The organism is Rhodococcoides sp. S146-33 (assembly GCF_059489205.1).
The window spans coordinates 1,403,968-1,430,966 of the sequence record NZ_JCAJWY010000002.1 but is presented as its reverse complement, the minus strand read 5'-3'; the positions used below and the strand labels follow the sequence as shown (position 1 = coordinate 1,430,966).

Genomic DNA, 26,999 nt, shown 5'->3' with positions numbered 1-26,999 from the left:
TCGACCGCATTCGTATCGAACGCCGATGGTATTCGTACAGGTGCTCTGGATGTGAAGAACACGCCAAAACGTTATTCAGGTGTATTACCCAGATGAGAATCGACGATCGGCCCGATTACATCTGCCGCATCGGCATTTGTCATCTCGTTGTGGAAAACCTCGACATCGTGGATGACGATATCTCCTGTGACGTACGGTCGCCATTCCTGCGGTGACCGAACAATTCCGTCGCTCGCACCCTTCGTTGCGGAAAAGAACAGAACATCTCCGTCGAAGACATCCGGAACGAACTCGGCCATGATTTTCGTCGAATTCTCGAATCCAGCGTTGATCCTTCGCAGATGATCGGCGGTCACGCCGGTCGTCTGACCCAAGGACTCGTCGAGCAGTTCTACACCCCGCTCGTAGGTCAACGGCTCGGCCGACGGCTGCGCCGACAGGTCGAGACCCAGTCCACCGAGCAGATTCTCGACGCTCAACGCGCCGTCGACGTTGTCCTCGTCGTGGCCGTCGACATAGCTGTCCAGCAGAGCGAGAGTGCGTACTTCGCTGCCGGTGCTGCGCAATTCCACAGCGATCGCGTGAGCGAGCGAGCCGCCGAGCGACCAACCGAGCAGGTGGTACGGCCCGACCGGCTGGACAGTGCGGATCTCGTCGGCGTACCGGTGCGCGAGGTCGCGAATGGAACCGAACGTCGTACCTTCCACAATGCTCGGCAGCTGTAAGCCGTACACGGGGCGGTCGTCGGTCAGCTTTGCGACGATACCGGCGTATCCCCACGAGAGCCCAATCCCCGGATGGACGCAGAACAGCGGTGCCTTCGACCCGGTTCCACGCAGCGGAATCATCACACCGAACACCGAATCCAGATCGGCACCCGCGGCATCGGCGTCGGACGCAACCCGTGCGGCCAGCCCGGCCGGTGTCGGGTCGACGAACAACGCTTGCAGCGGCACTCGTACTCCGATGGCATCTTCGATGGCAGGCACGATCTTCGTGGCCACCAGCGAGGTTCCGCCGAGCTCGAAGAAGTTGTCGTCCATACCGACTCGCTCGACTCCGAGAACCTGAGCAAAGGCATCGGCGATGGCCGCCTCCACGTCGGTACTCGGTGCCCTGTACGGCGTTGTCGAGACCGTCAGCTCCGGTATCGGCAGTGCGCGGCGGTCGAGCTTGCCCACCGGGGTGAGCGGAATGTCGTCGAGTTCGATGATTGCCGACGGAACCATGTGACGCGGAAGCACTTTCGCGACTCGATCCCGAAGCGCTTCGGTGTCGACCGCCTCTCCGTCTGCCGCCAGGACATAGGACACGAGCACCGTGTCCCCGGATGCAGCGGTGTGTCCGATCGTGGCGGCAAATCCGACCTGTTCGTTCTCGGTGAGGGCGGAGTCGATCTCGCCGAGCTCGATACGGAAGCCGCGCACCTTGACCTGGAAGTCACTGCGTCCGACGAATTCGACCGCACCTGTACTCCCCCAGCGCACGACGTCACCGGTCCGGTACATCCGCTCGCCCGGTGTGCCGAACGGGTCGGCTACGAACCGCTCGGCCGTGAGCCCGAACCGTCGCAAGTACCCACGTGCGGTGCCGGGGCCGGCGATGTACAGCTCTCCGGACACTCCCGCCGGGACCGGGCGCAGCCGTGCGTCGAGCACCATGAACCGGAATCCGGTGCCCGGGCTGCCGACGTCCACCGTGCCGCCGGGGACCAACGGCCCACCGACGCTCGCCTGAATCGTGGTCTCGGTCGGACCGTAGCCGTTGAACATCGTGCGGCCGGGTGCCCACCTCGCCACCAGTTCCGGAGTGCAGGCCTCGCCGCCGACGGCAAGGACACGTACGGTGCCGAGCCGAGACTCGTCGATCGAGGACAACGCCGCCGGCGTCAGGAATGCGTGCGTGACGTGTTCGGACTCCAGCAGGTCGGCAAGTTCGCTGCCGCCGAACGTGCCGGGCGGCACGATCACGACCGTGGCACCGACGCCGAACGCCATCGTCAGCTCGTACACCGACGCGTCGAAACTCGGCGAGGCGATGTGAGATACCCGCGAGTCACGCGTGGGGCGGAATCGATCGATCACCTCGGCCTGCAGGTTGGTCAGGCCTCGATGCCGCACCGCGACGCCCTTGGGGCGACCCGTCGAACCCGAGGTGTAGATCAGGTACGCCGGATGGTCGAGGTGCAACGTCGCCGTGCGCTCCGAGTCGGTGACGGCGTCCACGGGATAACGAGACAGCTCCGAGGACGTTTCGGGATCGTCCAAGACGAGCCACGGCACGGTGTCGGGTAGCGAATCCCTGCTGTCGACATCGGTCAATCCCATTGCAGCGCGGGAATCTTCGAGCATGTGCGCGATGCGATCGGACGGGTAGCTCGGGTCGACCGGCAAGAACGCTGCGCCGGTCTTGGCAACCGCCCATACCGACAGAACCGATTCGATCGACCGAGGCAGTGCCAGGGCGACGAACGTCTCGGGCCCGACGCCGTAGTCGATGAGCATCCGAGCAATTCGGTTCGACCAGCTGTCGAGGTCGGCGTAGGACAGGCTCACACCCCGGTACGTGACCGCGACGGCATACGGGTCGAGGGCCACCGACGCGGCGAGCATCTCCGGCCATGTCCGCAGCGCGACGTCGGCGGGCCCGCGTGCCGGTGCCAGGGCCTGCTTCTCGTCGGCACCGAGAATGTCGATGTCACCCACCGCTGTGAGTAGGTTGCTTCCGACGGCGTCGAGTACGCGAACCAGTCGCGCTGCGATGGCGTCGACGGTGGCCGCATCGAACAACGAGGTGGCGTAATCGAACGCTGCCTCGAAGCCGGCCGGTCGCCCGTCGTCCCCGAAATTCTCGGACACCAGGAGTTGCAGGTCCTGTTTGGCCACGGGTACGTCGAAGTCGAAGCCTTCCACCCGCAGCTCGGGGAGCTCGAGTGACGCCTTCTCGTTGTTCTGGAACGACAATGCCACCTGTGACAGCGGTGCGTACGCCGTCGACCGCGTGGGGTTGAGTACCTCCACGATGCGCTCGAAGGGCATCTCGGTGTGATCGAAGGCATCGAGATCCTGTGTCTTCACCTGCATGAGCAGGTCGACGAACGGGGTGGCGTCGACAACCCGGCTGCGCAACACCAACGTGTTGACGAACATACCGACGAGGTCGTCCAGTCCTGCGTCACCGCGTCCTGCCACCGGAGTGGTGATCGCGATGTCATCGGTGCCGCTCAGTCGTGCCAGCACCACGGCGAACGCGGCGTGCAACACCATGAACATACTGACGTTCTGTTCGCGGGTCATCTCGACGAGTGCCCGATGTATCTCGGCGTCGATGGTGAATCGCACCCGGCCACCCCGGAAATCCTGAGTGGTGGGCCGAGGGCGATCGGTGGGCAGAGGCAGCAGATCCGGCAGGCCTGCGAGCGCTGTGGTCCAGTACTTCAGCTGGGCCGCGGCCACGCTCGACTCGTCCTTCTCGTCGCCGAGCAGCGAACGCTGCCAGAGCGTGTAATCGGCGTACTGCACCGGTAGCGGCCGCCAATCCGGTGCGCGTCCCGCACTGCGAGCCGAGTACGCGAGTACGACGTCCCGTGCCAGCGGTGCCATCGATGCGCCGTCGGCTGCAATGTGGTGCACCACCATGGCGAGAACGAAGACCTGATCTTCCGCCGCCGCGCCGGTCGTGTCGAGCACCTGGAACAGCTCGACATGCACCGGGATCTCGGTGGTGACGTCGAACCCGCGACCCGCCAACAGAGCCACGCGATCGGTCAGTACCCCGGCATCGATTCGTTCGGGTTCGACCGTCGGTGCGACATCGCCGGCCGGATGCACCAGCTGCACCGGGAACTGCGGACCCTCGGGGAAGGTCGTACGCAGCGACTCGTGGCGTTCGAGAACGTCGACGACCGCGGCTGCCAGTGCTGCGGTGTCCAGCTGTCCGGTGAGCTTGACGACCAACGGCACGTTGTATGCCGCCGAGGAGGTGTCGAACCGGTTGATGAACCACATACGTTGCTGAGCGAGCGAGAGCGGGATGTGCTCGGGCCGCGGAGCCGCAACGAGGGCCGGCCGCTGTGTCCGGGTGTCTGCGGTACCGACCGCTTTCGCCAGACCCGACACCGTCGGCGTTTCGAAGATCGTGCGAACGCCGATGGCAGTACCGAATTCTGCGTTGACGCGCGCGATCACACGAGTAGCGCTGAGCGAGTCGCCCCCCAGCTCGAAGAAGCTGTCATCGGCACCGACTCGGTCGACGTCGAGGATCTCGGAGAACACCGCCGAGACGGTGAGCTCGGCAGGGGTGGTCGGCTCGCGGTACGACGTGGCTGCGCCGAACTCCGGGATCGGCAGTGCAGCGCGATCGAGCTTGCCCACGGGGGTGAGCGGAATGGTCTCGAGCACGACGATGGCGCTCGGAACCATATGGGACGGCAGCGCAGCGGCCAGATGGTCGCGCAAGACAACGGTATCGAAGGTGTCGACATCCACCCCTGTCAGACGGACGTAGGCAACGAGAACCGTCGCCCCCGACGGTCCCGGAATGCCGAAGGTTGCCGCGAAATCCACCGCGGGATGCGCAGAGAGCGCAGCGTCGATTTCGCCTAGTTCGATGCGGAATCCACGAACCTTGACCTGGGAGTCGCTCCGACCGACGTACTCGACGGTCAGATGGGGTGTCCACCGCACCACGTCACCGGTGCGATACATCCTGGAACCGGGCGCACCGAACGGATCGGCGACGAATCGCTCGGCCGTGAGGCCCATTCGATCGTGGTAGCCGCGGGCCAGACCGACACCGGCGAGGTACAGCTCCCCTGCGACGCCGACGGGTACGGGCTGTAGACGTGAATCCAGGACGACCTCGTGCACACCGCGCACCGGCCCGCCGATCGACACCGGTTCGCCGGCGACCATCGGTGTACTGATGTTGGACATGATCGTGGCTTCGGTGGGTCCGTAACCGTTGTACAGGTTGCGCCCCGGCGCCCACTTGCCGACCAACTCGGCCGGGACGGCTTCGCCGCCTACGACGACGTCGGCGAACGTGTCGAGACCGGTCGGGTCGACCGATGCGAGCGCAGACGGAGTGATGAATCCGTGAGTCACTGCCTCCGATGCCAACAACGACGCGAGCTCCTCGCCGCCGTACACCGTCGGCGGCACGATCACCATCGTTGCTCCGACGCCGAATGCGAGCAGGTATTCGAGCACGGAGGCATCGAAGCTCGGCGACGAAACATGCAGTGTGCGTGATTCTTTCGAGACGTCGTAGCGCTCGCGCTGCTCGGTCGCGAAGTTGTCGAGTCCGGAGTGGGTGACCACGACGCCCTTCGGAACGCCCGTCGAGCCCGAGGTGTAGATCGTGTACGCGGCACTGTCGAGAGTGACACGACCGTGCCGTTCGCTGTCGGCTATCGGCTCGTCGCTCATGCCGTTCGGGCCGTCCGTGGCGAGATCGTCCAAGATGATCCACGGCACGGTCGAGGGCAGGTCGTCGAGATGGGCGCGGGTGGTGACACCGAAACTCGCGCCGGAATCCGCCAGCATGTGCTCGATGCGATCGGCCGGGTAGTTCGGGTCGACCGGAACGAATGCGGCACCGGACTTGGCGACCGCCCACACAGTCAGAACGGACTCGATGGACCGTCCGATACCGAGCGCGACGAACGTCTCGGTCTGCACGCCGTGGCTCAGCAGAATTCGAGCGAGTCTGTTCGACCGTCGGTCCAGTTCCCGATACGTCAGCTCACCGTCCACGCTGCGCAACGCGACGGCGTCCGGGTCGATGGCTGCGGCGTCGGAGAAGATCTCCGGCAACAAACGCTCGGAGCGGCCTTCGATTCCGAATACCGGTGCAAGGGAGGCGAATTCGGCCTGATCGAGCAGGCCGAGTCGGGCCAGAGGCTGCTGTTCGTCTGCCAGTACTGCGCTGAGTACCCGCTCCACTCGATCGACGATGGCGTCGACGTCCTCCACGTCGAACAGTTCGGGCAGGTACTTCGCCTTCAGATTCAGGCGCTCGTCGACGGACGAGACCAGAGTCAGTGGGTAGTGCGCAGCGTCGGTTCCCAGAATGTCGGTTACCTGCATACCCGCGAAATCCGTTGCCGCAGAGGCTCCTGCGCGATCGACCGGGTACGACTCGAACACCGTCAGCGTGTCGAACGCTACCCCGGCACCCGCGGCACGCTGGATGTCGGTCAGCCCGAGGTAGTGGTGGTCCAGCAACGACGCCTGCTCCGACTGAACACGATCGACCAGTGCGCCCAGCGGCTCTTTCGGATCGAGCGTGACGCGAACAGGCAGCGTGTTGATGAACAGCCCGATCATGCCTTCGATGCCTGGGACCTCAGGTGGACGTCCCGACACGGTGGCACCGAACACGACGTCGTCTCGACCGGTCAGTGTCGCGAGCACGATGCCCCACGCGGTTTGCACCAGCGTGTTGAGAGTCGAGCCGCGGCGTGCTGCGAAATCGCGTAGCGCAGCGGTGGTCTCGATCGACAACGAGCGCTCGGATTCACGTGAGACCGTCGACAGTTGCCGACCTCGATCGCCGGTGACCAGAAGAGTCGGTTCCTCGACGCCTGCCATCGCACTGACCCACTGCGCGGTGGAGATCGAGACGTCGCGTTGCCGCATCCAGGTCAGGTAATCCCGGTACGCGGGCACCCTCGGCAGCATCGAGTCGTCGGACTCGGTGACGTACAGCGTGATGAGCTCCTTGACGACCAGCGGCGTCGACCACCCGTCCAGCAGAATGTGGTGGTTGGTCAGCAGCAGTCGCCAGTGATCGTCGGCGAGGGTGATGAGCGTGAAACGAAGGAGCGGCGCAGAGTCCATCTCGAACCGAACGCCGCGATCGGCTTCGAGAACTGCCTCCAGCGCAGCCTCGACATCGGCTTCGCCGCGCAGATCGATCTCGGCCCACGGAACCGTGACCGAACTCTGCACGATCTGCAGCGACTCGCCGGAGCTGTTGTGGACGAACGCTGCCCGCAAGTTCGGATGACGCGAGACGAGCTTGTCGACTGCGGCATGCATCCGGACGGAATCGACGATGCCACGGAGCTCGAGACCGAGTTGCACCATGTAGGCATCGACACCGGCAGTGTCGCTGCCGACCTCGCCCGCGAGGCGCGCGTGGAACAGCAAACCGGCTTGCAGCGGCGACATCGACCACACGTCGTCCAGGTCCGGGAATCTGTTCTCCAGTACCTCGATGGACTTCTGATCTATGTCGACCAGCTCGAGATCGGACGGAGTGAGACCGCCGGCACCGTCGGCCGAGGCGTGCTCGGTGATCGAGGTGAGTGCCTGCGTCCAGAGCTCGATCAAACGATCGACCTCGTCGGCTCCGAGAATCCCGGCCGGGAACGCGAACGTGGCGTCCAGCTGCGGGCCGTCGGGTGTCGACGTCGTGACGGCATTGATGTCCAGCGCAGCAGGCACGGGCATGTCCGGGTTCTGTGCGTCACCCAGTTCTGCGTCGGCGACGGGAATCCAGCCCACGTCTTCCATGCCTTCGGATGAACCGGTCGAGAAGCGTCCGAGGTAGTTGAAGCTGACCTGCGGAGCGGCGTAACCGGACAGAGCTTCGGCTCCCGCGGAATCAAGGTAGCGCAGCATGCCGTAGCCGATGCCGTGATCGGGGATCTCCAGCAGCTGCTCCTTGACAGCCTTGATCAGTGCACCGGCGGAGTCTCCACCGGCCAACGCGTCGGTGATGTCGACGGAGCCGAGGTCGAGGCGCACCGGGAAGATCGTGGTGAACCAGCCGACGGTCCTGCCGAGATCCGCGCCGGGCACCACGGCATCCTCACGTCCGTGGCCCTCGAGTGTGATCAATGCGCTACGAACGGCGTCTCCGCGTTCACGGCGCCATGCGGTCAGCGCCAGAGCCAATCCCGCCAACAGACCGTCGTTGACGCTGCCCCGGAAGACATTCGGCACAGTGGTGAGCAGTCGCTCGGTTACCTCGACGGGTAGCGAGGTACGGATACGCTGCACGGTCGCGTCGACGTCCACTCGCTTGTCCAGCGAGCGCGAGCCGATGGTCGGGTCTTCGCCGTCGAGGATGCGTTGCCACAGCCCGAGTTCCCCGGCGCGGCTCGCAGTGACCTCGGTCAAACCGGTCGACCAGCGGCGCATCGATGTGCCGACAGCGGCCAGTTCGGGCTCGTTGCCTGCGACGATTTGGCTCCATGCGGTCGCCAGGTCCGGAACGATGATTCGCCACGACACGCCGTCGATGACGAGGTGATGTGCGACGACGAGAAGGCGACCGGATCCGCCTGGACCCTGGAACCACACCATCTGCACCATGACGCCGTCGGCTGGGACGAGTCGATCTGCTGCGGCATCGAGTTCCGCCGCAGCGCGGGTGGAGAACTCGGAGCCGTCGATCGAGTTCACCGGCACTGCGTGCACGACCGATGCGGCCGACACCGAGCCGATCGGAGATACTTCCTCGCGCCAGGTGCCGTCGGAGTCCTGGAACAGACGCGACCGCAACATGTCGTGACGATCGAGCACGGCTTGAACGGTGCGTTCGAGAGTGTCGCTGTCGATACCGACCGGGAGCTGGAGCAGCGCCGTTTGGGTGTACCGACCGAAGTCGGTGCTACGGTCCAACATCCACCGGACGACCGGAGTCAGCGGTAGCGGACCGACTCCCCCGCCGTCGAGTTCCTCGAGTACGACGGCATCGCCTCCGAGAACGACCACCTCGGCCAGTGCGGCCACGGTCTTGCGCTCGAAGATGTCACGGGGAGCCAGTACCAGGCCGGCCGCCTTGGCGCGCGAGACCAGCTGGATGGACATGATGCTGTCGCCGCCGAGTGCGAAGAACGAATCGTCGACGCCAACGGCGTCGAGACCGAGCACATCCGCGAACAAGCCGGCGAGAATGGACTCGACTTCTGTTGCCGGCAAACGACTTTCGGTGACATTGGCCGAGAAGTCCGGAGCCGGCAAGGCGCGGCGATCGAGCTTGCCGTTGGCGGTGAGGGGCAACTCGTCCAGCACGATCAGTGCGGCAGGCACCATGTAGGACGTCAATATGGTGCCCACGAAATCGAGGACCGCGGCGTGGTCGAGGGTTCGACCCGACTCGGCAACGACGTAGCCGATCAGACGATCACCGAAGCCGTCGTCGCGTACCGAGACCACCGAAGCCGCGACGCCGTCGAACGCGAGCAGCGCGCTCTCGATCTCGCCGAGCTCGATGCGGAACCCGTGCAACTGGACCTGCATGTCGCTGCGGCCCATGTATTCGAGCGCCCCGTCGCGGTTCCACCTCGCTGTGTCACCGGTGCGGTACATCCTCGAGCCGGCGATGCCCGACGGGTGTGCAACGAAACGAGTGGCCGACAGGTCCGCCCGTCCGAGGTAGCCGCGTGAGAGCTGTGCCCCGGAGACGTACATTTCGCCGGTCACGCCAGGTGGCACGGGGTTCAGGCGCGCGTCGAGAACGGCAACGTTCAGTGCCGGGATCGCCTGACCGATGACGCTGGCGGAGGCCGACGCGGCGAACTCCTCGGTCAGGGCCAGGTGGCTCACGTGGACCGTCGTCTCGGTGATGCCGTACATGTTCACCAGGGTCGGCGCGGACTCGTCGTGCCGGGTATACCAACGGCCCAGCTGTCCGAGATCGAGTGCTTCACCGCCGAAGATCACGTAACGCAGTGACAGTTCTGCGGAGTCATCGGCGGTTCCCACCGCCGCGGTGGCAACCCTGTCGGCTTCCGCGAACTGGTAGAACGCCGTCGGTGTCTGGTTGAGCACCGTGACCTTCTCGCGCACCAGCAACTCGCGGAACAGTTCCGGCGAGCGTGCCGTGTAGTAATCGACGACGACGAGGGTTCCGCCGTGCAGCAACGGGCCCCACAGTTCCCACACCGAGAAGTCGAACGCGTACGAGTGGAACATCGTCCAGACATCGCGGCTGTCGAAATCGAACAGGTCCGCAGTGTTCGCGAACAGTGTCGCCACGTTGCGGTGCGCGATCTGGACGCCCTTGGGACGGCCGGTACTGCCCGAGGTGTAGATGACGTACGCGATCGAATCTGCACTGGTCGTGCCCGAGCGGTCCGCATCCGTCAGCGGAGTGCCGGAGACACCGTTCAGCTCGTCGATCAGTTCGGGCGAATCGACCAGGAGAACCTCGAGATCGGAGGCCGGAACCGAGGCACTGTCGGCAACGGTGGAGATGACGCAGACGGGCGAGGCGTCCTCGAGCATGAACGCGAGTCGGTCCGCGGGGTAGGAGACGTCGATCGGCAGATATCCGCCGCCGGACTTGATGACAGCGAGCAGCGCCACGATCAGCTGCTCGTCACGTGGCATGGCGACCGCAACGAGTGATTCGGACGTCACGCCGCGACTGACGAGAACCCGGGCCAAGCGACTCGAACGTTCGTCCAGTTCGGCGTAGGTCATCGATCGATCACCGAAGACGACAGCACGCGAATCCGGGAATCGTGCTGCAGCAGCGGCGAATCGGTCGGACAAGGTCGAGTCGTCTGCCTCGAGACCCGCATGGTTCCACTCGTGCGTCATCGCACCGAGCTCGCCGGGAAGCAGCAGATCGATGTCGCCGACAGCACGGTCGGGATCGGCAGTGACTGCGTCGAGGACAGCGCCGAAGCGTGCCGAGAACTCCTGGACGGACGATTCCTCGAACACGTCGACCGCGTACGTGATCGCCGCAGTCATGCCGGACGGTGCACCGGTCTCGTCGAACTTCTCCGCAACGGTCAGCTGTAGATCGAACTTCGCCACGTGTGCGTCGATGTCCACGGCCTGGACGGTCAGGTCCGGCAACTCGAGCGCCGCCGAGGTGTTGTTCTGGAATTCGAGCAGTACCTGGAACAGTGGCGAATGGTCGGTCGAACGGGTCGGGTCGAGTACGTCGACCAACCGCTCGAACGGGACGTCGGTGTTGTCGAACGCCGCCAGATCGGCTGTGCGCGTGGCACGGAGCAGATCGACGAACGAGAGCTGCGGTGCCACCTCGGTACGGAGAACGAGCGTACCCACGAACATGCCGACCAGATCGTCGAGCGCGGCGTCGCCGCGGCCGGCGATGGGGGTACCGACCGCGATGTCCTCGGTGCCGCTCAGTCGCGCCATCAGGACCGACCATGCAGCGTGCACGGCCATGAAGACGGTTGCTTCGTTGGCGCGCGCGATGTCGACCAGCTTGGCGTGGGTGTCGGGCTCGATCTCGAATCGAACACTGTTGCCACGCAACGACTGACGAGCTGGGCGCGGGCGATCCAACGGCAGCGGGAGGACCTCGGGCAGATCCGCCAGGGCGGTCTTCCAGAAGTCGAGCTGCTGTGCGGCCAAGGACGACGGATCGGACTCGTCACCGAGAACATCACGCTGCCAGATCGCGAAGTCGGCGTACTGAACCTCGAGCGGTGTCCACATCGGAGCCGTCTCGGCGACACGGGATCCGTAGGCCACCATCACGTCTCGCGCCAGCGGTGCCATGGACGCTCCGTCCGCGGCAATGTGATGCACGACGATCGAGAGTACGAACTCGTCCGGTGCCACACGGTACAGAACCGCGCGGAACGGCAGCTCGGTCGAGACGTCGAACCCCTGTGCCGCGGCAGCCGACACGGCCGCCACGATCGCATCGGCTTCGAGATCGACGACGTCGAGCTCCCTCGACGCAGTCTGTGCATCGAGAATCTTCTGCTCGGGTCGCTCTCCCTGGGTGGGGAACACCGTCCGCAGCGACTCGTGTCGTTCCAGAACATCGTTGACGGCTGCACTCATCGCGGCAATGTCGAGGCGACCGGTCAGGCGTACCGCGAGCGGGATGTTGTACGCCGCCGACGTCACATCGAACTGGTTGATGAACCACATTCGCTGCTGAGCCAGGGACAACGGAATCGAACTCGGCCGCGGCTTCGCCACCAGCGCGGGGCGGCGAACCGTCCCACGCGGATTGCTGTCCACACGCTCGGCGAGCGATTCGACAGTGGGGGCCTCGAACAGGGCGCGCACACTGATCGCAGCGTCGAGGGCAGTGTTGACCCGTGCAGTGAGTCGGGTAGCGCTGAGGGAGTCGCCGCCCAGATCGAAGAAGCTCGAGTCGATGCCGACTGCGTCGATTCCGAGCACCTCACCGACGATCTCGGCGATGATCCGTTCCGTCTCGGTACGCGGGGCACGTGAATCACTTCCGAGATGGAGGTCGGGCGCAGGCAGTGCTTTTCGATCCAGCTTGCCGGCCGGGGTCAACGGAATCGACTCCAGCTCGACGAAAGCCGTCGGGATCATGTGTGTGGGAAGCGAACTCGACACGTGGGTGCGCAAAGATGCGGTGTCGATCTGTCGACCCGGCCGCGGGAGAACGTAGGCGACCAGAATCGTGTTTCCCGCGGGACCGTCGACTCCCACCGTGGTGGCGAATTCGACCGTCGGATCGTCGGTGAGTACTGCGTCGATCTCGCCCAGTTCGATGCGGAAGCCGCGCACCTTCACCTGGAAATCGCTGCGCCCGACGTATTCGAGCGTTCCGGATTCGGTCCACCGCACGACATCTCCGGTGCGGTACATTCGCGCGCCCGGCTCGGCGAAGGGGTTTGCGACGAATCGGTCTGCGGTCAAACCGAATCGGGAATGGTAGCCCCGAGCCAGCGCGGGTCCGGCAAGATACAGCTCTCCCGCAACTCCGACCGGAACTGGGTGCAACCGTGCGTCGAGAACGACCTCGCTGAAACCGATTGTCGGCGAACCGATGTCGATCGGGGAATCTACGTTCAGCGAATCGCTGATCGACGAGAAGATCGTCGCTTCGGTGGGTCCGTACGCATTGAACATCAGACGATCCGGTGCCCAGCGAGCCACCAGCTCGGGCGGACAGACGTCTCCACCGGTGGCGACGACGCGCAGCTCGGTGAGGCCTTCGGGGTCCACCGACGCCAGTGCGGCAGGCGTGACGAACGCGTGAGTCACGTTTTGCTCGGCGAGCAGTGCTGCCAGCTCGGTGCCACCGTAGACCGAGGTCGGTGCGATGACCATCGTCGCGGCACCGGAGAACACCATGACCAGTTCGAGGATGGAGGCATCGAAGCTCGGCGAAGCGAAAGCCAGAACTCGGGCATCGGGAGATACCTCGAAACGGCTTCGCTCTTCCTCTGCCAGGTTTGCAAGACCGCGATGGGTGACCGTGACGCCCTTGGGGACACCGGTCGAGCCCGACGTGTAGATCAGATAGGCAACCTGATCGACATTCATCGGACGCGTTCGATCGTCGTCGCGAACGGGGGTGGTCGGGAGATGTTCTAGCTCGGCGCGTGTCTCGTCCTGATCGAGGACGGTCCACCGGGCCGACCCGAGACCGTCGACCGCAGACACGTGGGTGGCGAGTGTGAGACCGATCGAGGCCTCCGAGTCGACCAACATGTGCTCTACGCGATCGCGGGGGTAGCTCGGATCGATCGGCAGGAATGCCGCGCCCGTCTTGGCGACAGCCCAGATGGCGAGGACCGAATCGACGGAGCGAGGTAGAGCAAGTGCGACAACGGTTTCCGGTCCGGCACCGCGGGCGATGAGCGCACGGGCAAGAGCGGACGACCGTGAGTCGAGCTCGTCGTAGCCGAGGCTGCCGCTCTCACTCCACAGTGCGAGGCCGTCGGTGTTCGTCGCCGCAGCATCGGTGAGGATCTCGGGGAGCAGACGAACACTCGACGACGCCGGGCCGTGAACCGGCGCCAATCGGCCCAGCTCGTCCTCGGACAACAGTGACAGCGATCCGATCCGCCGATCGGTATCGGCAGCAATGGCCTCCAATACCCGGACGATCCTGTCGATCGTCGCTCGAACGACGCTGTCCTCGAAGAGCTCGGGCAGATATTTGGCTTCGATGTGCAGGCGGTCGTCGACCATGGCGACCAGGGTCAGTGGATACTGCGCCGTGTCGCTGCCGTCGTGAACGTCGTGAACGTGCATGCCGGCGAGGTCGGTCTCGGCCGACAGTCCGGCGCGGTCCATCGGGTAGGACTCGAACACCGTCAGGGTGTCGAAGGCGACGGCCGGTCCTACGGCCCGCTGGATGTCGGTGAGTCCGAGGTAGTGGTGATCGAGCAGAGCAGCCTGCTCGGCCTGCACCCGATCGAGGTATTCACCGAGTGTCTCGGACGGATCGAGCACGATTCTGACCGGCAGGGTGTTGATGAACAGGCCGACCATCGACTCGATGTCGGAGACCTCGGGCGGTCGTCCGGACACGGTCGCGCCGAACACCACATCGGACCGTCCGGTCAAGGTGCCGAGGACCATGGCCCACGACGCCTGCACCATGGAGTTCATCGTCACGCCGCGTGCTCGGGCGACGGCCCGCAGACGGTCGGTCTGCGCGGTGTCCAGCGAGATCAGTGCTCGGCCCGCCAGCGTCGATTCCTGGCGTCGACTTTCGACCGGCGTCAACAGAGTGGGTTCGGACAGTCCTGCGAGCGCATCGGTCCACGCCGCAGTTGCTGCCGAACGGTCACGTCTGGCGAGCCACGACAGGTAGTCGCGGTAGGCAGGCACGCGAGGCAGAACGGTCTCGTCGCCGTCCACCACGTACAGAGTCAAGAGGTCTTTGAGCAGCAGCGGCGTCGACCAGCCGTCGAGCAGAATGTGATGGTTGGTCATCACCAGACGCCACTCGCCCGGAGCCATCGTGATCAGCATGAAGCGCAGTAACGGAGCTTGAGCCATGTTGAAACGGGTGGCTCGGTCCTCGTGTTCGATGCGCTCGAGCTCGGCTGCCCGGTCGTCGACGTCCAGACCGGTGAGGTCGATCGACGACCACGGTACGTCGACGTCGTGATGCACGATCTGGATGGACTCGCCGTCCGTGTTGTGTACGAAGGCGGTTCGCAGGTTGGCGTGTCTACGCAGCAGCGCCTGAGCGGACCGCTGGAACCGCGCCTCGTCGACGTCCCCGCGCAGTTCCAGCACGAGTTGGACGATGTAGGCATCGACGGACTGATCCGACAGCTCGGCGTGGAACAGCAGACCGGCCTGCAGCGGCGTCATCGACCAGATGTCGTCCAGGGTCGGGTAGACGCGTTCGAGGTCGTCGATGGAGCTCTGGTCGAGCCGGACGAGATCGAGATCCGACGGCGTGAAACCGCCGGCACCGGGACGCTGCGCCAGCGTGGTCAGCGCGGTGAGCGCCTGACGCCACAGTTCGACCAGCTCTGCGACCTCGGCCGCGTCGAGCACGCCGGTGGGGAACGCGAACGACGCTTCCAGCCGCGGGCCGGTCGGTGTCGCCGTGGTGACGGCGTTGATGTCGAGCACAGCGGCGACGGGGAGATCCTCGTCCTGCGAATCGCCGACACCGGAATCGTCGACCGGCAACCAACCGTGCCCGCGAAGCTCGTCCGGAATGTCGGTGCTGTAGCGCCCGAGGTAATTGAAACTGATCTGTGGAGCCGGGAAGTTGCGAAGAGCAGCGGCGCCGGTCTCGTCCAGGTATCGCAGCATGCCGTAGCCGATGCCGTGATCCGGGACGGCCAGCAACTGCTCCTTGACCGACTTGATCAGGCGCGCTGCATCGGCACCGCCGGCGAGAGCGTCGTCCAGATCGATCCCGTCGAGGGTCAACCTGAGTGGGTAGATGGTGGTGAACCAGCCGATGGTGCGGCCGAGATCAGCGCCGGGTACGACGTGGTCCTCACGGCCGTGACCCTCGAGGGAGATGAGAGCGTCGTCGACGACCACGCCGCGACCCCGTCGCCACACGGCGGTGGCGAGGGCGAGAGCGGCGAGTAGACCGTCGTTGACACTGCCGTGGAACGCATCGGGCAGAGCTGTCAGCAGACCCTCGGTGACGTCGGTCGGCAGGGTCAGCTCGATCTTGTCCACGGTCCGGTACACGTCGATCTCGCGATCGAGCGCGCGAGATCCGATGAGCGGATCAGGTTGCGCCACAACAGATCGCCAGATCTCGAGCTCGTCGGCGCGGGTTGCGGTGACCTCACGCAATCCGTGAGACCAACGGCGCATCGAGGTGCCGACCGGTGCTAGTTCCGGAGTGCTTCCACCGATGATCTGCGCCCATGCGGACGCGAGATCCGGGACCAGAATTCGCCAGGACACACCGTCGATCACCAGGTGATGAGCGACGACGAGCAGACGGCTTCCCTCGGTTCCTGCGTCGAACCACACCATCTGGATCATGACGCCGGAATCAGGTGCCAAGCGGGCCACAGCGGCCGCTGCCTCCGTCTTGGCCTGCTCCGAGAACTGCGGTCCGTGAACGGTGGACGACGAGACTCGGTGGACTACCGACTGCGCCGACACCGATCCGACGGGCAGAACCTCCATCGCGGGGTGCTCACCGCGATGCAGCACGCCTCGAAGCATGTCGTGGTGATCGAGAACCGTCTGAACCGTGGCTCGAAGAACATCGAGTTCGATGTCCGCCGGAAGCGACAGCACAGCGGTCTGAGTGTGCTTGTCGAGCACTGCCGTGCGATCGAGCATCCATGCCACGATCGGGGTCAGCGGTACGTCTCCGACGCCGCCTCCCGGCAATTCCTCCAGCACCAGTGGAGCAGTCCCGTCACCGGCTGCGACTACCTCCGCCAGTGCGGCAACTGTCTTGTGCTCGAACACATCTCGTGGCGAGAGGGCGAGCCCGGCAGCCTTGGCGCGCGAGACCAACTGAATGGACATGATGCTGTCGCCGCCGAGCGCGAAGAACGAATCGTCGACGCCTACATGGTCCAACCGCAGGACCTCGGCGAACAATCCGGACAGAGTTTTCTCGACCGCATTGTCGGCATCGCGGCCGCCTGTGGTGACCTGAGCGGACCAGTCGGGTTCGGGTAGTGCGTTTCGGTCGAGTTTGCCTGCCGGAGTCAACGGAATCGACTCGAGCATCACCAACGCCGACGGCACCATATGCGCCGGCAATACCGACCCCACATGCTCGCGCAACACAGCCGCATCCAGCGTGGTACCGACCACCGGCAACACGTACGACACCAACACCGTCGCCCCGGCCTGATTGTCACGCCCGATGGTGACCACGAAATCGACACCCGGCACAGCCGCCAACACCGAATCGATCTCACCCAACTCGATCCGGAAACCACGCACCTTCACCTGAAAATCGCTACGCCCCACATACTCCAACGCACCCGAAGAATTCCACCGCACCACATCACCGGTGCGATACATCCGCGACCCCGCACCACCGAACGGATTGGCCACGAACCGCTCCGCCGTCAAACCCAACCGAGCGTGATACCCACGAGCCAACGCCGGACCCGCCAGATACAACTCACCCACCACACCCACCGGCACCGGATTCAACCGCGCATCCAACACCACCTCCGCGAAACCGATAGTCGGAGAACCGATATCGACCGACTCCCCCACCACCAACGCCGACGAAATCGACGAGAAAATCGTCGCCTCCGTCGGACCGTACGCATTGAACATCCGCCGACCCGGCGCCCACCGCGCCACCAACTCCGGCGCACACACATCACCACCGGTAGCCACGACCTCCACACACTCGAGCCCCACCGGATCCACCGACGCCAACGCCGCCGGCGTCACGAACGCATGCGTGACCCGCTCCTCGGCGAGCAACGACGCCAACTCCACCCCACCGAACACCAACGGCGGAGCAATCACCATCGTCGACCCACCCGAGAACGCCAACACGAACTCGAGAATCGACGCATCGAAACTCGGCGACGCAAACGCCAACACCCGAGACGAAGGACCCACACCGAACCGAACCCGCTCCTCGGCAGCCAAGTTCCCCACACCACGATGAGTGACCACCACACCCTTGGGCACACCCGTCGAACCCGACGTATAAATCAGATACGCAGCATCATCGAGACGCAACACACCCGAACGCTCCGCATCCAACACCGGAGCAGCCGACCGAAACGCCAGATCCGCCACCACATCCGCATCATCGAGCACCACCCACGACACCCCACCCACACCCGACACCGCACCCACATGAGCACCCAACGTCACACCCACCACAGCACCCGAATCGACCAACATGTGCTCGATCCGATCCACCGGATAATTCGGATCCACCGGCAAGAACGCACCACCGGCCTTCGCCACCGCCCACACCGCCACCACAGACTCCACAGACCGCGGCAACGCCAACGCCACGAACGACCCCGGACCCACACCACACGACATCAACATCCGCGCCAACCGCGACGACGCCGCATCCAACTCACCATACGAAAGCACCCGCGAACCCGACACCACCGCAACACCACCGACACCAGCCACACCCACCGCACCAGCCAACAACTCCGGCAACACCACACCCACCACAGACCGCGGACCACGAACCGGAGCCAAGGCGGCGTATTCGTCGTTCGACAGAATGTCGATGTCCCCGATCAGGACGGACGGGTCCGTCGTGACGACATCGAGAATTCGCGTGAGGCGGTCGGCAAGGACTCGAACCGTGTCGGCGTCGAACAGTTCTGTGGCGTAACGGAAACCGGCGCCGATGCCGACCGGTGCGCCGAACTTGTCGAATTCTTCCGAGACCGTCAACTGCAAGTCGAAATTCGAAATGTCATTGGGCAGTTCGATGCCCTCGATCGACAGGCCGGGCAATGTCACCGTCGGCCGGTCGGTGTGCTGGAACTCGAGCATCACCTGGAACAAAGGAGCATGGGCGGTCGATCTCGCGGGATCGACAGCATCGACCACGCGCTCGAACGGGATGTCCGAGTGTGTGAACGCCGCCAGGTCGGTGGCGCGAACCTCCGACAGGAGATCCTCGAAACGTGTGGAACCAGCCACCTGGGTCCGAAGCACGAGCGTATTGACGAACATGCCGACGAGCTCGTCGAGTGCAGCATCTCCTCGGCCCGAGATCGGCGTTCCGACGGAGATGTCCTCGGTGCCGGACAGCCGGGCGAGAAGAACGGCCAACGCGGCGTGCACGATCATGAACGAGCTCGAATTGTGCTCGGCAGCAACAGTTGCGAGGCGTGCATGGACGGCGGCATCGATCTCGAACGAGATCGAGTCGCCGCGCAGAGACGCCACCGCCGGGCGGGGGCGATCGGTGGGCAGGGGCAGAACCTCGGGGCTACCGGACAGTGTGTCGACCCAGTAGGCCGATTGCTGTGCCATCAGCGACTCGGGATCGGACTCGGTGCCGAGGTACCGACGCTGCCACAGTGCGTAATCGGCATACTGCACCGGCAACGGGTCCTGGCTCGGCGCATGCCCTGCAGCACGTGCGCTGTACGCCACCATGAGATCGCGTGCCAGCGGGGCGCTGGAGAACCCGTCGGAGGAGATGTGGTGCACGACCATGACGAGCACGTGCTCGTTCTCGCGCTCTCGGATCAATCGGACGCGCAGCGGAACGTCCGCCACCACGTCGAAGCCCGAGCCGGCGACATCGCCGATCAGTTCCTGCACATGCCGCTCGTCGTCCGCCGTGATCGGAGTCAGATCCGGTAGTGCAGACGCCACGTCGAGAATCGACTGCACAGGGCCGTCGTCCGACAGCGGGAACATGGTGCGAAGAGATTCGTGCCGGGTCAACACATCGCCGATGGCCGATCGCATCGCGTCGATGTCGAGGGCACCGCTCAATCGCATGGCGAACGCGACGTTGTAGGCAGCCGACTCCGTGTCGTACTGATTGATGAACCACATCCGCTGCTGCGCCAGCGACAGCGGGACGACATCGGGGCGGTCCTGTGGAACCAGTCGCGGTGCCGACTCGGAATCGTGTTCGCGGATGTCGATGCCTGCGGACAATGCGCGCACGGTCGGCGCGTCGAACAGATCGCGGATACCGATGTTGCTTCCCAGCGCGGCATTCACCCGCGCTACCAATCGCATCGCGATCAGCGAGTTGCCGCCGATCTCGAAGAAGCTCGACGTGACGCCCACCTGCGAGACACCGAGGAGGTCGGCGAAGATGCCGGCCACGATTTCTTCGACGGGGTTCTCCGGACCGACGAATTCCGAAGCGGCGACGGTGAACTCGGGAGCAGGCAGCGCCTTGCGATCGAGCTTTCCACTGGCGTTGACCGGCAGCGAATCGAGCACCACCACGTGTGTGGGCACCATGTAGCCCGGAAGCCGTCGCGCGGCCTCGGCCGTCAGATCGGTGGTGTCGACGGCAGCGCCGGGTGCGCCCACGACGTAGGCAACCAGCGTTTCACCGGTGTTCGGGTCCTTGTGAACCAAGGCGATCGCTTGGGCGACCGACTCGGACCGCAGCAGTACGGCTTCGATCTCGGGCAGCTCGATGCGCAGGCCGCGCAACTTGACCTGAAAATCGGTACGACCGATGTACTCGAGCTCACCGTCGGCGCGCCAGCGCACCAAATCGCCTGTGCGGTAGAGCCGCTCACCCGGTTGACCGAACGGGTCGGCGACGAAGCGATCTGCCGTCAGATCGCCGCGGCCGACATAACCGCGTGCGAGCTGGACACCCGCGAGATACAGCTCGCCGGGCGCACCGATGGGTGCCAAGCGCAACGAGGCGTCCAGAACGTACAACCGGGTGTTCCACACCGGTGCGCCGATGGGGATGGAGACCGGATCTCGTCCGGTCACGTGGTAGTAGCTGACGTCGACTGCGGCTTCGGTCGGGCCGTAGAGATTGTGCAACTCCGCGAGCGAGAACTGAGCGAACTGTGCCGCGGTGGCAGGCGGAAGTGCTTCGCCACTGCAGAAGACGAGCCGCAGCGACACGCAATCTGCAGCCCGAGCACCGGCTGCGAACACAGCGAGCATCGACGGCACGAAGTGCACGGTGGTGACGTGCTCATCGGCGATGATGCGGGAGAGGTACGCGGGATCACGATGCCCGTCGGGCTCTGCCACGACGAGTTTTGCACCCACCTGAAGCGGCCAGAAGAATTCCCACACCGAGACGTCGAAGGTGGCCGGCGTCTTCTGCAGAACTGTGTCCGCGGGCTCGAGGTGATACTCGTGCTGCATCCACAGCAGGCGATTGACTATGGCGGAGTGCGTGACTGCCACACCCTTGGGCCGGCCGGTGGAGCCGGAGGTGTAAATCACGTAGGCGGTATTCGAACCACTCAGGCTGCCCAGTCGATCGGCATCGGTGATCGAGGAGTGACTTCGATCCGAGACGTCCAACAGATCGACGGCGAGAACCGGAGTAGCCACCGGAATGTTGATCCAGTCGCGGCTCGTGGTCAGAATGCACACCGGCTGAGCACTCGACAGTACGTAGGACGACCGTTCGACCGGATGGTCCGGGTCGATCGGAACATACGCACCACCGGCCTTGACGATGGCGTACATGCCCACGAGCAGGTCGATCGATCGACGCATTGCCAGGCCGACGTGGGATTCCGGTGCCACACCGAGCGAGATGAGGTGCCGAGCGAGCTGATTGGCACGCTCGTCCAGTTCGAGATACGTGAGTTGCTCGTCCTCGAACACCAGAGCGGTCGAGTACGGGCTGCGAAGTACCTGCCGGTCGAACAAGCTGCTCAGCGTGACGCCGATATCCCCGTTCGGAATCTGCTGGTGGATCGACGACGACTCGATCAGTCGTGCGGTGTCGTTCCACTCGAACAGAACCAGTTCTCGTTCTGCGGCGGACAGGATGTCGATGTCACCGGTGCGGACGTCCGTCGACGTGCCGATGGTGGAGACGATTCGCAGGAATCGGTCGACGAACCGATCGATGGTGTCGGAATCGAACAGATCTGTGGCGTAGGTGAAGGCAGCCGACAACGCACCGGACTCGTCGGCAGGGTTCTGATCGACGCGTAGCTGCAGATCGAACTTCGCTGTGTCGGTGCTGATTTCCTCGAACTCGACAGTGAGATCCGGCAGTTCGAGCGTGGCCGAGGCATTGTTCTGGAATTCCAGGAGAACCTGGAACAGCGGTGAATGGTCGGTCGATCGAGCCGGATCGAGAACATCGACGAGTCGCTCGAACGGAATGTCGGTGTTGTCGAAGGCAGCGAGATCCGAGCGTCGGGTACCGGCCAACAACTCGCCGAAAGTCGCGTGTGGCTCGACCTGTGTCCGCAACACGAGCGTGCCGACGAACATACCGACGAGATCGTCGAGTGCTGCATCCCCTCGACCGGCGATCGGGGTTCCGATAGCGATGTCGCGGGTGCCGCTCAACCGGGCGAGCAGCAGGGCAAGCGCGGAGTGGACCACCATGAACAGCGTCGACTCGTGTTCGGCTGCCACCGAGGACAATCGAGCGGCTACATCGGCCGGAATCGTGAACGGGGTGACGCTGCCACGCATCGACTGCCGAATGGGCCGTGGTCGATCGAGCGGCATCGGCAACACGTCGGGCAGGTCTGCCAGTGCCGACTGCCAGAATTCGATCTGCCGCGAGGCGACGGATGTGGGGTCGTTCTCGTTGCCGAGGACGGCATGCTGCCACAGGGCGAAGTCCGCATACTGTACGGCCAGGGGTTCCCACGTCGGAGCCGATCCCGCGGACCGGGCACCATAGGCGACCATGACGTCGCGCGCCAGCGGTGCCATCGAGGCGCCGTCCGCAGCGATGTGGTGGACCACGATGGCGAGAACGAAACTCTCCGCGCCGGTTCGATACAGCACGGCCCGGAACGGAAGGTCGACAGTGACGTCGAATCCTGTTGTGGCAGAAGTGCGGACGAGTGCATCCACCGACGCGACGTCGACCTCGACGTAATCGAGTGGGAGGTTGGGGCCGGTGACGTCCTCGACCGGGGTGATGACCTGATTCGGCAGATCGCCTACCGTGGGAAAGACGGTCCGGAGTGATTCGTGTCTCGCCAGAACGTCGCCGATAGCTGCAGACATCGCGGTGACGTCCAGTCGACCCGTCAACCGAACGGTGAGTGGAATGTTGTAAGCGGGTGACGCCACGTCGAACTGGTTGATGAACCACATCCGCTGCTGCGCGAGCGAGAGCGGAACAGACTCGGGTCGGTCGAGCGCCACGAGTGCCGGACGGCGGTGCAACGAGGCACCCTTCGCCTCTGCACGCTCTGCCAGGGTCCGCACCGTCGATGCCTCGAACAGATCGAGTACTTTCAGATCGGTTCCGAGGGCAGAGTTGGCTCGCGCGATCAATCGCGTTGCCACCAGCGAGTTTCCGCCGAGGTCGAAGAAGCTGTCGGTCACGCCGACCCGATCCACCTCGAGAACATCGCAGAAGACCGCTGCCACAGCAGCCTCGTACTCGGTCTCCGGTGCCTCGAACGCACCCTGCGATCCGAGTTCGGGTTCGGGTAGTGCGTTTCGGTCGAGTTTGCCTGCCGGAGTAAGAGGAATCGACTCGAGCATCACCAACGCCGACGGCACCATATGCGCCGGCAATACCGACCCCACATGCTCGCGCAACACAGCCGCATCCAGCGTGGTACCGACCACCGGCAACACGTACGACACCAACACCGTCGCCCCGGCCTGATTGTCACGCCCGATGGTGACCACGAAATCGACACCCGGCACAGCCGCCAACACCGAATCGATCTCACCCAACTCGATCCGGAAACCACGCACCTTCACCTGAAAATCGCTACGCCCCACATACTCCAACGCACCCGAAGAATTCCACCGCACCACATCACCGGTGCGATACATCCGCGACCCCGCACCACCGAACGGATTGGCCACGAACCGCTCCGCCGTCAAACCCAACCGAGCGTGATACCCACGAGCCAACGCCGGACCCGCCAGATACAACTCACCCACCACACCCACCGGCACCGGATTCAACCGCGCATCCAACACCACCTCCGCGAAACCGATAGTCGGAGAACCGATATCGACCGACTCCCCCACCACCAACGCCGACGAAATCGACGAGAAAATCGTCGCCTCCGTCGGACCGTACGCATTGAACATCCGCCGACCCGGCGCCCACCGCGCCACCAACTCCGGCGCACACACATCACCACCGGTAGCCACGACCTCCACACACTCGAGCCCCACCGGATCCACCGACGCCAACGCCGCCGGCGTCACGAACGCATGCGTGACCCGCTCCTCGGCGAGCAACGACGCCAACTCCACCCCACCGAACACCAACGGCGGAGCAATCACCATCGTCGACCCACCCGAGAACGCCAACACGAACTCGAGAATCGACGCATCGAAACTCGGCGACGCAAACGCCAACACCCGAGACGAAGGACCCACACCGAACCGAACCCGCTCCTCGGCAGCCAAGTTCCCCACACCACGATGAGTGACCACCACACCCTTGGGCACACCCGTCGAACCCGACGTATAAATCAGATACGCAGCATCATCGAGACGCAACACACCCGAACGCTCCGCATCCAACACCGGAGCAGCCGACCGAAACGCCAGATCCGCCACCACATCCGCATCATCGAGCACCACCCACGACACCCCACCCACACCCGACACCGCACCCACATGAGCACCCAACGTCACACCCACCACAGCACCCGAATCGACCAACATGTGCTCGATCCGATCCACCGGATAATTCGGATCCACCGGCAAGAACGCACCACCGGCCTTCGCCACCGCCCACACCGCCACCACAGACTCCACAGACCGCGGCAACGCCAACGCCACGAACGACCCCGGACCCACACCACACGACATCAACATCCGCGCCAACCGCGACGACGCCGCATCCAACTCACCATACGAAAGCACCCGCGAACCCGACACCACCGCAACACCACCGACACCAGCCACACCCACCGCACCAGCCAACAACTCCGGCAACACCACACCCACCACAGACCGCGGACCACGAACCGGAGCCAGTCGCGCTCGCTCGGCGGCGGACAGCATGTCCACGTCCGCGATCAGCAACTCGGGCTCAGCTGTGAGCGCTTCGAGAATTCGTACCACTCGGCGGCCGAATTGCGACATGGTTCCAGCGTCGAAAAGTTCTGTGGCGTAGTCGAAAACGACATCGACCGAATCGGACTCGTCGACGGTGACTACCAGATCCATGTCGATACCGTCGTGCGGCAGAACCGCGGAACCGAAACGAAGCGCAACCTGAGCCAACGGGCTGTGCGAACCGGACCGAGACAGGCCCAGGGCCTCGACGACGTCGTCGAACGACACGTCACCGTGTGCGAGTGCCGCGTCGAATTCGACCTTGGTCGTCGCGACGAAGTCGCCGAAAGACTGGCGTCCGTCCGGATTGGTCCGCAGAACGACGGTTTCTCCGCGGTCGGCGGGCACGGCAATCGAGACGTCTTCGGTGCTGGCCAGGCGTGAAACAAGTACGGCAAGAACGGATTCGAACACCACGAACGGCGTTGTCCCGCGGTCGGCGGCCAGCTGTTCGACTGCTGCCCAGGACGTGGATCCGAGAGTGATCTCGTGCGATGCACGAACATGGCCGATGCGTGCAGGGCGGACGCGATCGCTGGGGATACCGATCAGGTCGGGGGAATCGGCGAGTCGATCGGTCCAGTAGGCGAGCTGAGCGGTGGCACGTCGGCGTCGTTGGCCCTCGCGAGCACTGTCCGGATGTACCTCGGACACAACGACATCGGGCCCAGCCGCGATGAATGCTTCGGCCATGTCCACGAAACTCGAGTGATGCGCCGTGAGGTCGTCGTCGTCGTATCGGTTCGGGTTTGCCCTGAAGTCGACGAATGTTTTTGCCGGAGAACCACTCTGGTACACATTGACCAGAAGATCCTCCACCGGACCCGACGTGACGATGTTGAACTCGCCGACGATCGAACCGAGGTTGATCTGCTGGTGGAACAGCATCATGTTGACCAGCGGCCCGGTGAGCTGCTTGTCGCTGCCCGAGGCCGCCAGCTCGCGTCGGATGTCCTCGATGCTGAACCGTTGGTGTCGAAGAGCGCCCATCAATTCCAGCTGTACCTGCTGTACCAGTTCACCGACGGTGGCGTCCTCTCGGACGCGCATCGGGATCGGTGCAACGTTGACCAGCATGCCGCCGGATCGACGGAGCAGCGCCGTGGTTCGGGCGGATACCGGAATGTTGACCAGTACATCGTCTCGTCCGGTCATTCGGGAGAGGTAGCAGCCGAACGCTGCGATGAACACTGCGGCTGCGGTTCCACCCTTGGTGGAATCGGACCCTTCGAGAGCGGTGACGACGTCCTCGGGCAGAGCGATGCTGCGCAACTTGCTGGCGGCAATCGTGCGGCCGTCCGTGTTCGACAGCGTTGCTCCGTCGTGGATGTCGGCGGCGCGGGTGACCCAGTATTCCTTGTCGGATTCGAAACGCGTCGACGTCCGATACTCCTGATCGAGTTCGTACAGGCGACGGAGTTCGGCCGCCTTGTTGGGCTCGGGTTCGGTGTGCTCTACGGCGGCTGTGTACAGCGCTGCGGTGCGTTGGACGAGCGTCATGGCACCGTAGCCGTCAAGGGCCACGTGGTGGATCTTGCTGTACCAGAGGTTGCGCTCGTCCTCGACCTGGATGATCCAGCTCTCGACGAGCGGATCATTCTCCATGTCGACCGGTTGCACGTAGTTGTGGTCGATCCACTGCAAGGCCGAGGACATCGGATCGTCTTCGCCGCGAAGGTCCAGATAGTGCACGGATTGTTCGATCGAGTGATCGACCAGCTGAACGGCCTCTCCGTCGACCTCGGCCAGACGAAGGTAGGCGGACTGGAATTCGTGCCCGGCCCGAGCCGACGCTTCCTGCAGGACAGCTATGTCGAGGTTGCCTCGCAGGTCCACGTACTGGGCGATGCAGACGGCAACGTCAGGTGCGAGTTGCTGGGCAAACCACATTCCCCGCTGCGCGGACGAGAGTGGAAAGCCGTTTTCGAAACCGGTGCCGGTCGGAGGCGTCTGAGACCCACCGGACGTTGTTGCGCGCATTCACTTGCCCTTCGGCGGCACGGTCACGGCGGCGAAATCCGACGCCGGATTGATCGAGTCGAAGCTTTCGGTCCGATTCGGGGTGTCGAGCCGCGGCGGCTTGTGCGCGCGATTGAGCAATTCTGGTGTCCGTTCTGGTCTGCGTTCGTGCCGGTTCAC

General features: G+C 64.3%; 2 protein-coding genes. Both read right to left on the bottom strand.

All coding sequences use genetic code 11. The features are described from left to right. Positions 1 to 71: 71 nt before the first annotated feature. The gene (locus AC5WEY_RS15095) at positions 72 to 26,840 is read right to left on the bottom strand and encodes a non-ribosomal peptide synthase/polyketide synthase (protein ID WP_495646426.1); all 26,769 of its coding nucleotides are present in this window, start codon (positions 26,838 to 26,840) and stop codon (positions 72 to 74) included. After that, entirely contained in the window at positions 26,841 to 26,999 is a 159-nt protein-coding gene (locus AC5WEY_RS15090) for a hypothetical protein (protein WP_156399624.1), read from the bottom strand.